Below are 12,504 nucleotides of genomic sequence, written 5' to 3'. Positions count from 1 at the left end.
GCTAATCACGCGGGGCATCTCTTTTTGTTTGCCTGAAAGCAGGGAATTCCCCCTCTCTCAAGCCGCCAAAATAAACTTGTAATTAATCATCAATACGATCAGGGCCGCGGATACGAGCGAGAAGGCGATGCAGCCCGCGCCCAGCGCCCTGCGACGGTCTTTAATGAAGAATTTGAAGCCCAGCGCACAGACCAGAAGCGTGGTTGCGGCCAATACGACGGACGAGCCGATCATGGCGAGCCAGTATAGAATCTCAAACAATTGAGCCATCGCAGCGCCTCCTTAAGGATAAACGAAAGATGGGATTACTTTAACTATAAGCGATACGACACTGTATGAAAAGGGTTACATTATTAGACCTGCCGTCTCTCCACGGCGCTCTGCTTAGCTTTTCCGGAAGTGCGATCATTCCCTGGAGGAAATTTGTCGGCTGGTCTGCGGAGGCGATGCGACAATTTCCTCCATTTTCTCTCTTTCGGATGGCGGCGGCGTGGATGCTGTCGGATAAGCGCGGAATATTTCCCCGGTGAACGGAACTTGGGGCGGGATATAAGCCGCGGCATAGCAGCCCCTTTTTATACGAACGCCTTCTATCAAGGACAATCATACAAGAGGGCCAAACGGAGATTGAGTACAGTATAGCAGGCTTTCAGAAAGGAGAGAGGGGCAATGGCGGGGAGACAACTGGCCAGCAAATGGCTGAAGACCAAAGCTTTGCTCAGCGACGGCCGGATCGCCGGTTATATTCCAAGAACGGTGCCTTACAGCAATTCAGCACTGCGTTCCATGCTTGGCCGATTCGGAAATGTCGTGATCAAACCGATTGTCGGCGGAGGGGGGTACGGCGTTATTAAGGTATTCCGTGACGGCAGGGGCTACGGCTTTACGTATATGGCCAAAACGAGGATGTACCGGGACTTTGCCGGTATGACGGCTGCGCTTAAGAAAGTCAGGGTGAAACGCGGCTATTTGATCCAGCAGGGCATATCGCTTGCGAGAATCGCCGGACGTCCGATAGATTACAGAGTTAAGGTAGTGAAGAACGGAGAGCATTGGGAATTCCGCTCCATGGTCGGCCGTCTGGCGAGACCCGGACTGTTCGTGACCAATTTGTGCAAGGGAGGCAGCATGCTGACCTGCAGGGAAGGACTCCGAAGATCGCTCCCGCGGATCAATTCTTCGGCAAAAAGAAAGGAAATGCGCAATTTGACCCTGACTTGCATCCAGGTGATGGAGCGTCATTTTCCGGGAATCGGCGAACTGGGGTTTGACTATGCCGTGGACCGTTCGGGAAGAATCTGGATTCTGGAAGTAAACACGAGACCGCAATAACCACGAATGAACCAGTATGACAATAAAAATAGGCAAATGTATAAAAAGAGTTTTACATTTTTGCGCCAGATGTGTATCCTTAGTTCCGATATTAGTTCATTTAACAGGGGAAAAGAGACCGATTTTTTAAAATTATTATAGCAAAGCAGAAATTTTTTTATTATACTACCAAAGGCGAATCCTGTGTATAACTGTTATCCCCATAGTCCACCGCATGTACACTGCACTAATCGCCCTTACTCACACATTATGCACAGGATTTCCACATCTAGCTGTGGATAATAAGAACACTTGTTCGAAAATTGATAGTTTGCTATGATAGAGAGGAACCAAAAAAAGGAAAGGTAGGTGAACGTTGTGGTTGAATTATCGGACGAGATGCTGTTGGACTCTTACCATAAGGCCATTGAACTTCAGCTGGAGCATGATTTTATCGCGCTTCTGCTCGTTGAAATTCTCAAACGGAACTTACACTCTCCACACCATGCGGTACTCCAATAACAGACTTCTGGATTATCCATGAAGCACTACATAAACCTATACCGCTACCAGAATTTAAATAGGGTATCCTTTCGAGCTGCAGTTTATCTCAACCCGTCAGGATACCCTTTTTATATTAAATAACCCCTCATAAAGTGCAGCTTTGTCTAAGAAAAATAATTTTTGGGCACTTCAGCGGGGTCCCCGCAGACAATTGCTTATGCCAACACCGGTTTTACAGCTTCAGATTGCTGCTGTGGCCGGGAGACAGCTTCGCCTCAGGGTCGATGTAGACCTTGGCGTTGTTCACGGCAGTCGGTGCTTCGCCGAATCCGACGGCGATCAGCTTCAGCTTGCCGGGGTAAGTGGTAATATCGCCCGCGGCGAACAGACCCGGGATATTCGTCTCCATCCGGGAGTCGACGACAATGGAGCTGCCTTCGATCTGGAGACCCCATTCGGTAATCGGACCGAGCGAGGAGACGAAGCCGAAGTTGACAATAACGCTGTCCACTTCAAGCTCCTGGGTTTCTTTGGTCTTGACATTGGAAAGGGTCACTTTCTCTATGAACTCTTCGCCGTGCAGCGCGGTAATCTCGGTAGGCGTGATGACCTTGACTTTGGAATTCATCAGGTTCTCGACGCTGTGCTCGTGAGCGCGGAACTTGTCGCGGCGGTGGATCAGAGTAACCTCGGCGGCGACCGGCTCGAGCATCAGCGCCCAGTCGACCGCGGAGTCGCCGCCGCCGCTGATCAGTACCTTTTTATCTTTAAAAGCATTCAAATCGCTTACAAAATAGTGCAAATTCGCTTTTTCAAAGCGCCCCGCTTCGGGCAGCTCCAGGCGGCGGGGTTCAAAGGCGCCTACGCCTGCCGTGATGATGACGGCCTTGGCATGATATTCCGCTTTGTCGGTCGTTACGACAAAATGGCGTTCTTCCCGTTTCTCCACGGAAATGACCTTCTCCTCCAGACGGATATCGGTCTGGAACAGGCTCATTTGCCGGGAAAGATTGTCTACCAGCTCTTGCGCGGTAACTTTAGGGAACCCCGCTACGTCGTAAATATATTTTTCGGGATAGAGAGCGGCAAGCTGCCCGCCCAATTGGGGCATACTCTCAATAAGGGTTACAGACGCCTGACGCATCCCGCCGTAGAATGCGGCAAACATGCCTGCAGGGCCTCCACCGATGATCAGCAGGTCGTTAATGGGAGAATCGGATTGCTGGGAAGTCACAGGATTTTACACCTCCAAGTTGATATATTCAAATTGCCATACTACCCCATTATAAACATTGTGAGACCAGCCTGCAAAGGTCAGGTTCACAGAATTAACTGGAGCATTCGCCAATTGCTGTGAATGAATTCCATTTGATTAATGGCTAAGTAAGGTTTACAATATATATGATTATTTTCGAATTGCTTTAAGTTTTATTGGAATTTATTCCAACCTTATGTGTATAATTTCACAATAATCTTAAAATGAACAGTTAAATCAGATTCGCCTGTTGGAAGGAGCCGGAAAATGAATAGTATTCCCAAAATCGTAATTCTAGGTGCGGGATACGGAGGTATATTAACCGCACAGCGTCTGCAAAAGGCCTTAAACTACAACGAGGCGGATGTCACTCTTGTTAATCGCCACGAGTACCATTACTTTACGACCCATCTTCATATGCCTGCCGCGGGAACGGATTCGATCGAGGATTCTCGCGTTGCCATTTCCAAGCTTATCGATGAATTCAAGATCGATCTGGTGAAGTCGTCGGTGCAGGAAATCCGCACCCAGCAGAAAAAAGTCATTTTGGAGGACGGCACGCTGTCCTACGACTATCTCGTTATCGCGCTTGGCGGCGAGCCGGAGACCTTCGGCATTCCGGGACTGGACAAGTATGCCCTGACGATCCGCAGCATCAACTCGGTCCGTCTTATCCGCCAGCATATTGAGTACCAATTCGCCAAATACAAGAACGAGAACAACCCGCAGGAGCATATCAATTTCGTTGTCGGCGGCGCGGGCTTCAGCGGCATCGAATTTGTAGCCGAGCTTGCGGACCGGATTCCCGAACTCTGCAAGGAGTACGACGTCGATCCGAGTCTGGTCAACATCTACAACGTTGAGGCGGCTCCAACCGCGCTGCCGGGCTTTGCGCCGGAGCTGGTGGAGCATGCCATGAAGGTGCTGACGAAGCGAGGCGTGACCTTCAAGATCGGCGTAGCGATCAAGGAATGCACGCAGGGCAGCGTCCTGCTTGCGACGGGCGAAGAAATCAAGGCGTCGACGATCGTCTGGACGGGCGGCATCCGCGGGAACCGTCTGATCGAAGCGGCGGGCTTCGAGGCGATGCGCGGCCGCGTGAAAGTGGACGAATTCCTGCGCGCTCCGGGACACGACAACATCTTCATCATCGGTGACGGTTCGCTCATGATCTCGCCGGAAGGCCGTCCTTACCCTCCGACGGCGCAGATCGCCATGCAGCAGGGCGAGTGCTGCGCTAACAACCTGGTAGCCGCGATCCGGAGCCAGCAGCCGAAGAAATTCGCGTTCAGCAATAAAGGAACGGTGGCTTCGCTCGGCAAGGGCGAGGGAATCGCCGTGGTTGGCGACAAGAAGTACAAGGGCTTTTTTGCGGCCCAGCTCAAAAAAGTCGTCGATCTGCGCTATCTCTTTATCATCGGTGGCATTCCGCTGGTGCTGAAGAAAGGCAGATTCCTGTAGGATGCGTCATTGCAGCGTACAGGTGCGGGGGCTTTTGACCCGGGACGAGCTTGACCGTTACAACAGCCTGATTGAGGTTGGCTCCTATCTGGAGGACCAGGAAAGGCATGATCTGGCCTATACAGTCCAGAAAGAAATCGACCTGCTCATCATGCCCGCGATTGAGCGGCTGAAGGAGAAGAGTCGGACACGGGACCGGCAGACCGCCGATTATTTGAAGAGCTTGCAGGAAGACGGAGACGATGAAGCGTCTTCGGAAGAACAGTGAAAGAAAGGGTGTGCCCTTCGCGTGTTGACGCGAAAGGCACACCCTTTTTCGAAGTATCAGGTCAAGGATAAGCTTCGCGCTTAACCTTGACCTGATACTTTTACGAGAAACGGGTGCCCCCTCTTTCAGAGGACGGCGAAGCCGTTTCTTCTTACTTGCTATACTTTTAACATCTCGTCAAAGGATTCAAAAGTCAGCAGGTTGCCGACATAGAACGATCCGAATTCGCCGTATCGGGCGCTGACTTCGTCAAACCGCATCTCATAGACCAGCTTCTTGAACTGCAGCGCGTCGTCGGCGAACAGCGTTACGCCCCATTCCCAATCGTCCAGACCGACAGAGCCGGTAATGATCTGTTTCACCTTGCCTGCGTATCCGCGGCCGATCAGCCCGTGCGAATACATCAGCTCCTTGCGCTTGGCCATATCAAGCATGTACCAGTTGTCGGCCAGCTCGCGCTTTTTGTTCATCGGGTAGAAGCAGATATGCTTAGATTTCGGGAGGGCCGGCTTCAGGCGGGCGGCGATATGCGGATTCTGCATTGGGTCTTCTCCGCTCTCTCCGCTCGGATTATAATTGCTTAGCTCCACAATACTGACATAGGAGTAAGCTTTGGTTGTAAAAGCGGCAAATGCCGTCTTGTTGAAAGCGACCTCAAGCTTGTTCAGCTCTTCCAGGCTTTCGCGCAGATGCACCATCACAAAATCGGCCTTCTGTCCGACGATCGAATACCAGGCGGAACTGCCCAGCTTCGCTTCTTCTACACCGGACCATTCCTCTATAAAAGCATTCAGTTCATCCAGAGCCACAGCGCGTTCCTCGTCATCGGCCGCCGTCCAGGCGGTCCAATCCAGAGAGCGGAAGTCATGGAGCGCATACCATCCTTCCAGCGTCAAAGCGGCTTCACTCATGCGATCACTCCTCAAATGGTTGTCCTTCTAAGCATTGTAGCGCAAGCGTACGGTGAAGAGCAAACGGGGGCAAGGCGAGCCCTATGAATTTCGTTGCTTCGCCCCTTTTTTTCTAGTAAACTGACTACGGGTTGATGCTTTATTCGCGCTTCTTAATCGAGAGAGGGGAAGGGTAACGATGGGACTTATTCCTGTGTTTGTGCTCACCGTTCTGTTCTTTGTGATGATGTTCGGCATCGGCTTTATCCTCAATATGTTAATGAAGACCACCTGGTTTCCGGCTTATTTGTTCGTGCTCGTCATTTTGCCGGTGGTGGTGTATTCGATCTGGGACCGTTCTTCCGTGACGCTCTGGGAGCATCTGTCCTCGTTTCACCCCGTGGATTACCTGACCGGCATTGCGGGGCTGGCTGGAGCGGTGCTCAGCGGCTGGACTATCCGGCGTCTGCGGCTCGGCGGCTATAAAATGTTCTAAACGAAGACAAGTGTTCTAGACGAAGATAAGGCATATCAAGCAGGCTGTTCCCCGGCTACGTCAGGGGGACAGCCTGTTCCTGTTCCGGATAGTAGCTGAGAACAAAATCCAGAAACCCGCGAGCGGCAGGAGACAGATACCGGTCCGTCCGCCATTTAAGGCCGATCTCCCATGTCCAGTCCCGTTCTTCGATCGGCAGCCAGGAGATGCCTTCCAATTGAAGCCCCGTCATTCTGGGCAGTACGGACAACCCGAGCCCTGCGGAGATAAATCCTGCGACTGTCATTAAATCCTCGGCGTCATATATGACGTTCAGCTCAAAGCCGGTATTCATGAACCGGGTCGTCAGAGTCTTTTTCAGCCCGCAGTTCTTGTTCATGCCGATAAAAGCCTCCCCCGTAATCTTCCGAAGGCTGATAGAGGCTCGAGCCGCAAAGGGATGTTCTTTGGGTACGGCAAGGTACAGCGGAACGGTGCTGATGGACGCCCATTCATGCTTATCGTCAGCCGCCTCCTTGGATGTAATCATTAAATCCGAGTGACCGGCTTCCAGATGGGCGTTGATATCATCGTAGTTGCCCTGCGTCAATTCGAATCTTACGCCCGGTTTCAGCCGCTGATAATCTTTAATAAGTCGGGGTACCTGCTCGGCGCCTAGAATATTGAGATAAGAGAGGTTCACGATTCCGGTGTCGGGGTTGGTATTGGCTTCGATTTCATGGATGCCTGACTTCAGTTCCAGGAGTCCTCGCTCCACCCGCTTGGCGAACATGAGACCAAACGCATTGACCCGGATATTGCGCCCTGTTCGATCGAACAGGGGAACGCCCAGTTCGCTCTCCAGCTTGGATATGGCGTGGCTTAAGGCCGACTGGGTTACCCGCAGTTCCTCTGCCGCTCTGGTTAAATGCTGATGCCGGGCAGCCGTCAGAAAATATTCGAGCTGAGTCAGTTCCATGGAGCCTCCATTCTTTCATTAAAAATATTCATTGATTTGATGAAAATAATAAAATAGATTAATTGAAAAGTCCATTGTAAGATGTAGCTGTCCGATCGGAAGCACATGAAACAAAGGAGATGAGGTTATAGCTTTTTATAAAGGCACAGAGAAGGAATTTGCCGGGAAGCGGGTGCTGGTGACAGGCGGGACCAAGGGAATGGGCGCGGCGATCGCAGGGAGGCTGGCTGATTCCGGCGCCACAGTAATGATTACAGCCCGCTCGGCCCCTGAACCGGGAACCTTTCAAGGCCTTTTTGTTGAGGCGGATGTCAGCACACCGGAAGGAGTCGAAAAGGTGGTACAGGAGGCTTTGAACCGCCTGGGTGGAGTGGACATTCTGGTAAACAATGTCGGTGGCTCATCTGCCCCTTCCGGAGGAGCGCTCGTCTTAAGCGACCAGGACTGGCAGGAGACGATTAACGCCAATTTGTTCGCGTCCATAAGGCTGGACCGCGGCCTGCTGCCCGGTATGGTGGAGCGTAGAAGCGGGGTGATCATCCATATTTCCTCCATTCAGCGCAGGCTTCCCCTGTACGAAGCGACTCTCGCTTATGCGGCGGCCAAAGCAGCGCTTACCACATACAGCAAAGGGTTGTCCAAGCAGTTCGCACCTTTGGGCGTGCGAATCAACACGGTTGCTCCGGGCTTCATTCAGACCAAGGCCGCCGATGCGCTGTTGGACCGGCTATCAGTCGAAACGGGAAGCCGGGAATCGGCGCTGAGCGCCCTGATGGATTCGCTCGGTGGCATACCGCTTGGCCGTCCCGGCCTTCCGGAGGAAGTGGCGGAGCTGGTGGCTTTTCTGGCATCCGATCGTGCTGCCTCCATCACCGGCAGCGAGTATGTGATCGACGGCGGGACACTTCCGGCCGTGTAACCGGGAAGGTACACAGTTTCTATTACGTATAAGAAAAGGAGTTGTTGAGATGCTTATAAATAATTTGCTGATCAAACTCAAGGATAACAGCCCGGAAATAAGGGATCGGGTCCGGGAGACGCTACTCGGCATGAGGGGACAAATTGAAAGTCTTGCCGGGATTGAGGTCAGGGAGGATGTACGGACCGGACAATCGCCCTTTGACCTGATGCTGATTACACGGTACGGGTCCATGGAGGATTATCAGGCTTACCTTACGCATCCCAAGCATGTCGAGGTTTCAACATTTATGCAGACCGTGATTGAATCCGGCGCATCCTTGTTATATGAAGATTGATTTACGAATAACCCTATATTAGACATAAGGCGCAACCAGACGGCCGCTTCCCGGGTAAGAATCACTTGAGGATGCGGCCGTTTTAATTTGTTTCATCATATTTTCTAAAAAATCAGCATAGATCAGGATAAGGCGGACCGGATGCGAGCGAGCGGGAGAAAGCGCCCGATTTGGGCTTTTTTCCACATTTATTGACAGTCGATTTATGATAGAATAGAACTCTACTTTGAATAGAAATGTCCTAAGAATTCGTGAATTGGAGGTATCCGAAGATGCATATCAGTCATTTACATCATTTCACCGAACATCATCGGTACTGCGTTTCCCGCGAATTCGGTCTCAGTCCCGTCGACGAACGTATGTTGAGCTCCATTTACCAGCCTATGGTCGGCGCTTTAGCTATAAGTTTGTATCGTTTGCTGTATTCTCATGTTCCGGCAGAAGCAATCGGGTATTCGCCTGCGGAGCCGCAGCGGCGCCTGTTTCTGACGCTTGGTGTCGAACCGAACGAGAAGGGCCGCAGAACGATGATCGAACAGGCATCCAAGCTGGAAGCGGTCGGTCTGCTTCAGACGAGTCGGGTCTTCATACCGGAATCCGAAGATTATATGTACGAGTACGAGCTGATGACTCCGCTGTCGCCGTCGGATTTTTTTGCCACTCAGCATTTGACGCTGCTGCTGCGCGACAAGGTCGGCAAATTCGCCGTCTTGTCCTTAAGAGAGCAGTTTTGGGGCAGGGAGCCGGAGGAATGGAGCAGGGGAGCCGTTGGCAAGGAGAATATCTCGCGGCCGTTCTACGATATTTTCGAGCTGAACACGCATGTCATCGACTACGAGCTGGAGCAGGCGCTGACCGAGGTAGCCGCCGTCCGACAGCCCGTTAAGAATGGGGAAGGGAAGCTTGAGATCGGCTACAGCGACATCATTTTGCGGTTTCCGCGGGAGTCGGTGAACCGGGCGCATGTCGAGAAGCTGCGTTTCGATTATGAGCAGATGGGGGTCATCAACTATGTGGCCCACAAATATAAGCTCAGCGCGCAGGATCTATGCCGGCTGCTTGACGAGGACGGTATTTTTGGTCCGGACGGCGATGTGCTGCTGGATGAGCTTCAGCACCGGGCGAGCCAGCATTTTCGGCAAAATATGAAGCGGCAGGAGCAGCGTGAAGTTGCCGCCGCAAAGGTCGTGTCCATCCGGGCGGCCGAGCAGGCCGAAGAACCGATCGTGCCCGATGAGCAGCCGGTCGAAATGGAATATTATGTGGAGGTTCCTCCGCAGTTCCTCTCCAAATGCGATATTCACCAATATAATATGATGCTGCGCAACGAGCCGTATACCCGGCTGCTTCAGACTTTTTTTCCGGGGTCGGTGCCGGGTCAGCTGTTGGATATTTTCGAGAAAATCGATCTCAATTACAAGCTGCCGGGCGAAGTCATCAACATTCTCATTCACTACCTGATGGCCATGGTCGCCTCGGGAGGAGAACAGCGGATCAACCGCAATTTTGTTGAGGCCATTGCCTCCAATATGCTGGTCAAGCAGGTTAACAGCTACGAGAAGGCGGTACGCTACATACGCGATCAATCCAAGGTCAAAGGAAAAGCGGCCTCCGGCGCGCCGGGAGCGCGTTCGCGTTCTTATGGGAAGGGCGCAGGCCGGTCCGGGAAGCCCGAAATCCAGATTGCGGTGGATGATGGTCAGTCAGGAGCCGTGAGTGAAGAGGAATTTGCGGCAATGATGCAGATGGCTGCCGATATCAAGGCCAGTAAGAAAAAAGGAGCGGCGAAGTCGCCGTAAGGAAAGTGAGGGGTTAAGGTGGAGTCGATGGGCGAAGTGCTTCGTTCGATGAATAATCCAGCGCTGCGCCTGCGTTCGAGGGATTTGGAGCATGAACTGCTGAACCATCCGCTCGTGCTTCGGCTTCGCAGCGAACATCCCGAATTGGAGGAATCCAGGCTCAGGCTTCATTTAAGCCGCCTGTATCAATATGTGGAGGAAGCGCGCAACTGTGCGAATTGTCCCGGTCTGGAGCGGTGCCCTAACGATTTTCAGGGGCATTACAGCAAGCTCACGGTAGAGAGCGTCGGCGGGTTGCCCGATTTGTATGAGCGCAAGACCGCATGCGAGCTGCAAGTTGCCAAAGATAACCAGGATCGCATCCGCAGACGGATTCGCAGCTTCTATGTCGACGAGCGTGTGCTGAACGAAGGCTATGACGAGATTGAAATTATGGGCAAGGACCCGCGACGGGCTCCGGCGGTGGGCCAACTGTTCCAGTACATCGAGAACACCAAAGAGACGGGGCTGTCCGAACGCGGATTGTACCTGTACGGTTCCTTCGGCACCGGCAAGACGTTTCTGATGTGCTACCTGCTGCATGAGCTGGCGATCGCCGGATTCAGCGGCGTTATTGTGTACATGCCCGATTTCGTTGAGGAGCTGAAGTCGATCATGACGGACGGGCAAAAGCTCAAAGAAACCGTCGATACGATGAAGAACTGCGATCTGCTGATCTTTGACGATATCGGAGCGGAGAATCTGAACCCCTGGGCGCGGGATCATGTGCTGGGGCCGATTCTGAACTACCGGATGAACCGCAAGCCGACATTCTATACGTCGAACTATCCGCTGGATGGACTGGAGAAGCATCTCAGCTTCACCAGCAAAGACGGCGAGGAGGTTTACAAGGGGCAGCGCCTGATGAACCGCATTTCGCCTTATGTGGATGTGGTGCAGCTGGTTGGGGAGAATCAGCGGGGAGGGCGCTCCTCCTAAGGGATGCCCCTCCTAAATCCAAGGGATTCCCCTCCTAAATCCTCCCCAATGGGGAGGACCCCAAGGGCACCCGAAAATTTACGAAGGAGCGACGCTTCTGGTACGGAGTTGCTGTGGAGCATGGAGCGGTCCCTATTCGGCCTCCGCCCTGACGGGCGGAGGCCGAAGGACCTTTCATGCGAGGGGGCGGCGGATTGCGCATCAAGCGAGCGTGGTCCGCTGTCCCTGCGGGATGCGCTCTACGTTAGCGCGTGAAGGGCGGATTGCGCATCAAGAGAGCGTGCAGCCGCTGTCCCTACGGGATGCGCAACAAATAATAACGGCAGGTCCGGTGATCGGACCTGCCGTTTGTTCACTCCGACATCAGGAACTTGATGATAACCATGCCGAAAAAGACAACGAACATAAATGTGGTCATTCCCAAAAAACCGGTCACTAAATCGCCCAGGTCATTCCGGGGCTCTTCGTTTACATGCTCCCGGGGATCAGGCGTCCGCACATTGGTATCCATAGTTTGACCTCCTCGCCAAAATGGCCGTTCGCTGGGAATGCAGGAGTATGAAGATTGTCATTGACAGATAATGCGCTTTCTTTAAGTATATCCAACTTCTCAGCAGGTTGTAAAGAATCTTTCGAAATAAACGAGTAATGTGACATTTCACATATTCGGGTAAAATATGTTATACTGAGAACGTGTCGATAAATTGTAATCTGGTTATCATACTACATGAAAACATTTATTAACGCAGAGCATACGAAGCGGGCTATACCGAACGCCGCACCGCTTCACAGACGATTAAATATTACGAAGCGGACTCCGCTTCGCAAAACCCTTTGACATCCTTTCGCAGTCGGCATCGCTGATGCGTCTGTACGGAAGCCTGTCGCCACAATACATTTTAGGAGGAATATATCATGGCAATCGTTAATGTGTCTGACCAATCTTTTAACACCGAGATTCAAGGTCAGGGTACTGTTGTAGTAGACTTCTGGGCTCCTTGGTGCGGTCCTTGCAAAATGCTTGCTCCGATTCTGGACGAATTGTCCACTGAGCTTGGAGACGGCGTGAAAATCGCGAAATTGAACGTCGATGAAAATCCGGAAACGGCTTCCCGTTTCGGCGTGATGAGCATCCCGACGCTGATCTTCTTTAAAGACGGCCAGCCTGTCGATAAAGTAGTCGGTCTGAACTCCAAAGAGTCGCTGAAAAATATCGTAGCGAAGCATCAATAATTAATTTCCGTTAGCTCCCGGGTCATTGGCCCTGCCCAGCGCCTTCGGTTTAAACCGGAGGCGCTTTGTGCGTATGATAAGCGAATCCCGAAGGG

The 12,504-nt window shown here is 52.3% G+C and carries 15 protein-coding genes; 10 read left to right on the top strand and 5 right to left on the bottom strand.

Annotated elements, in window-relative coordinates; all coding sequences use genetic code 11:
• Nucleotides 1-57: 57 nt before the first annotated feature.
• The gene (locus PSAB_RS19400; protein WP_025336247.1) at nucleotides 58-270 is read right to left on the bottom strand and encodes a hypothetical protein; all 213 of its coding nucleotides are present in this window, start codon (nucleotides 268-270) and stop codon (nucleotides 58-60) included.
• A gap of 399 nt (nucleotides 271-669) precedes the next feature.
• On the opposite strand from PSAB_RS19400, the gene PSAB_RS19395 reads away from it, so the two are divergent.
• Both PSAB_RS19395 and sda read left to right on the top strand, forming a co-directional pair.
• Nucleotides 670-1,332, top strand: coding sequence for a YheC/YheD family protein (locus PSAB_RS19395; protein ID WP_025336246.1), 663 nt, complete (start codon nucleotides 670-672; stop codon nucleotides 1,330-1,332).
• A gap of 357 nt (nucleotides 1,333-1,689) precedes the next feature.
• Entirely contained in the window at nucleotides 1,690-1,833 is a 144-nt protein-coding gene (sda, locus tag PSAB_RS19390; protein WP_144240625.1) for a sporulation histidine kinase inhibitor Sda, read from the top strand.
• Nucleotides 1,834-2,047: 214 nt separating this feature from the next.
• Here the strand turns inward: sda and PSAB_RS19385 are convergent, their stop codons facing one another.
• The gene (locus tag PSAB_RS19385) at nucleotides 2,048-3,049 is read right to left on the bottom strand and encodes an NAD(P)/FAD-dependent oxidoreductase (RefSeq protein ID WP_025336244.1); all 1,002 of its coding nucleotides are present in this window, start codon (nucleotides 3,047-3,049) and stop codon (nucleotides 2,048-2,050) included.
• Nucleotides 3,050-3,337: 288 nt separating this feature from the next.
• Between PSAB_RS19385 and PSAB_RS19380 the strand changes: the two genes are divergently transcribed.
• Together PSAB_RS19380 and PSAB_RS19375 are read left to right on the top strand one after the other, a co-directional pair.
• Nucleotides 3,338-4,531 carry an NAD(P)/FAD-dependent oxidoreductase gene (locus PSAB_RS19380; RefSeq protein WP_025336243.1) on the top strand — a complete coding sequence of 398 codons (1,194 nt, stop codon included), beginning with the start codon at nucleotides 3,338-3,340 and terminating at the stop codon, nucleotides 4,529-4,531.
• 1 nt (nucleotide 4,532) lies between these two features.
• Entirely contained in the window at nucleotides 4,533-4,799 is a 267-nt protein-coding gene (locus tag PSAB_RS19375) for a hypothetical protein (protein ID WP_025336242.1), read from the top strand.
• A gap of 158 nt (nucleotides 4,800-4,957) precedes the next feature.
• On the opposite strand, the gene hemQ is transcribed toward PSAB_RS19375, so the two are convergent.
• Nucleotides 4,958-5,710 carry a hydrogen peroxide-dependent heme synthase gene (gene hemQ / locus PSAB_RS19370; protein ID WP_025336241.1) on the bottom strand — a complete coding sequence of 251 codons (753 nt, stop codon included), beginning with the start codon at nucleotides 5,708-5,710 and terminating at the stop codon, nucleotides 4,958-4,960.
• Nucleotides 5,711-5,888: 178 nt separating this feature from the next.
• On the opposite strand from hemQ, the gene PSAB_RS19365 reads away from it, so the two are divergent.
• Nucleotides 5,889-6,185, top strand: a complete 297-nt coding sequence (locus PSAB_RS19365) for a YuiB family protein (protein ID WP_025336240.1) — start codon at nucleotides 5,889-5,891, stop codon at nucleotides 6,183-6,185.
• 55 nt (nucleotides 6,186-6,240) lie between these two features.
• Here PSAB_RS19365 and PSAB_RS19360 read toward each other — a convergent pair whose 3' ends face one another.
• A complete protein-coding gene (locus PSAB_RS19360; protein WP_025336239.1) occupies nucleotides 6,241-7,143 on the bottom strand; it encodes a LysR family transcriptional regulator in 903 nt (300 codons plus the stop codon).
• 127 nt (nucleotides 7,144-7,270) lie between these two features.
• Between PSAB_RS19360 and PSAB_RS19355 the strand changes: the two genes are divergently transcribed.
• The 4 genes from PSAB_RS19355 to dnaI all read left to right on the top strand — a co-directional run bounded on the left by PSAB_RS19355 (nucleotide 7,271) and on the right by dnaI (nucleotide 11,176).
• Nucleotides 7,271-8,062, top strand: a complete 792-nt coding sequence (locus tag PSAB_RS19355) for an SDR family oxidoreductase (RefSeq protein ID WP_025336238.1) — start codon at nucleotides 7,271-7,273, stop codon at nucleotides 8,060-8,062.
• Nucleotides 8,063-8,111: 49 nt separating this feature from the next.
• Entirely contained in the window at nucleotides 8,112-8,399 is a 288-nt protein-coding gene (locus tag PSAB_RS19350) for a Dabb family protein (protein ID WP_025336237.1), read from the top strand.
• Between the two features lie 272 nt (nucleotides 8,400-8,671).
• Entirely contained in the window at nucleotides 8,672-10,198 is a 1,527-nt protein-coding gene (locus PSAB_RS19345; RefSeq protein ID WP_025336236.1) for a replication initiation and membrane attachment family protein, read from the top strand.
• 18 nt (nucleotides 10,199-10,216) lie between these two features.
• Complete coding sequence (dnaI, locus tag PSAB_RS19340; RefSeq protein ID WP_025336235.1) at nucleotides 10,217-11,176, top strand: primosomal protein DnaI; 960 nt, start codon at nucleotides 10,217-10,219, stop codon at nucleotides 11,174-11,176.
• Between the two features lie 352 nt (nucleotides 11,177-11,528).
• Here dnaI and PSAB_RS25550 read toward each other — a convergent pair whose 3' ends face one another.
• Nucleotides 11,529-11,687 (bottom strand): YqzM family protein, encoded by a 159-nt coding sequence (locus PSAB_RS25550; RefSeq protein WP_144240545.1) that lies wholly within the window; start codon nucleotides 11,685-11,687, stop codon nucleotides 11,529-11,531.
• Between the two features lie 404 nt (nucleotides 11,688-12,091).
• On the opposite strand from PSAB_RS25550, the gene trxA reads away from it, so the two are divergent.
• Nucleotides 12,092-12,409 carry a thioredoxin gene (gene trxA / locus PSAB_RS19335; RefSeq protein ID WP_025336234.1) on the top strand — a complete coding sequence of 106 codons (318 nt, stop codon included), beginning with the start codon at nucleotides 12,092-12,094 and terminating at the stop codon, nucleotides 12,407-12,409.
• Nucleotides 12,410-12,504: the final 95 nt, after the last annotated feature.

This window comes from Paenibacillus sabinae T27, from assembly GCF_000612505.1.
GTDB lineage: Bacteria > Bacillota > Bacilli > Paenibacillales > Paenibacillaceae > Paenibacillus_AQ > Paenibacillus_AQ sabinae.
This window is presented reverse-complemented; position numbering and strand designations above follow the sequence as displayed.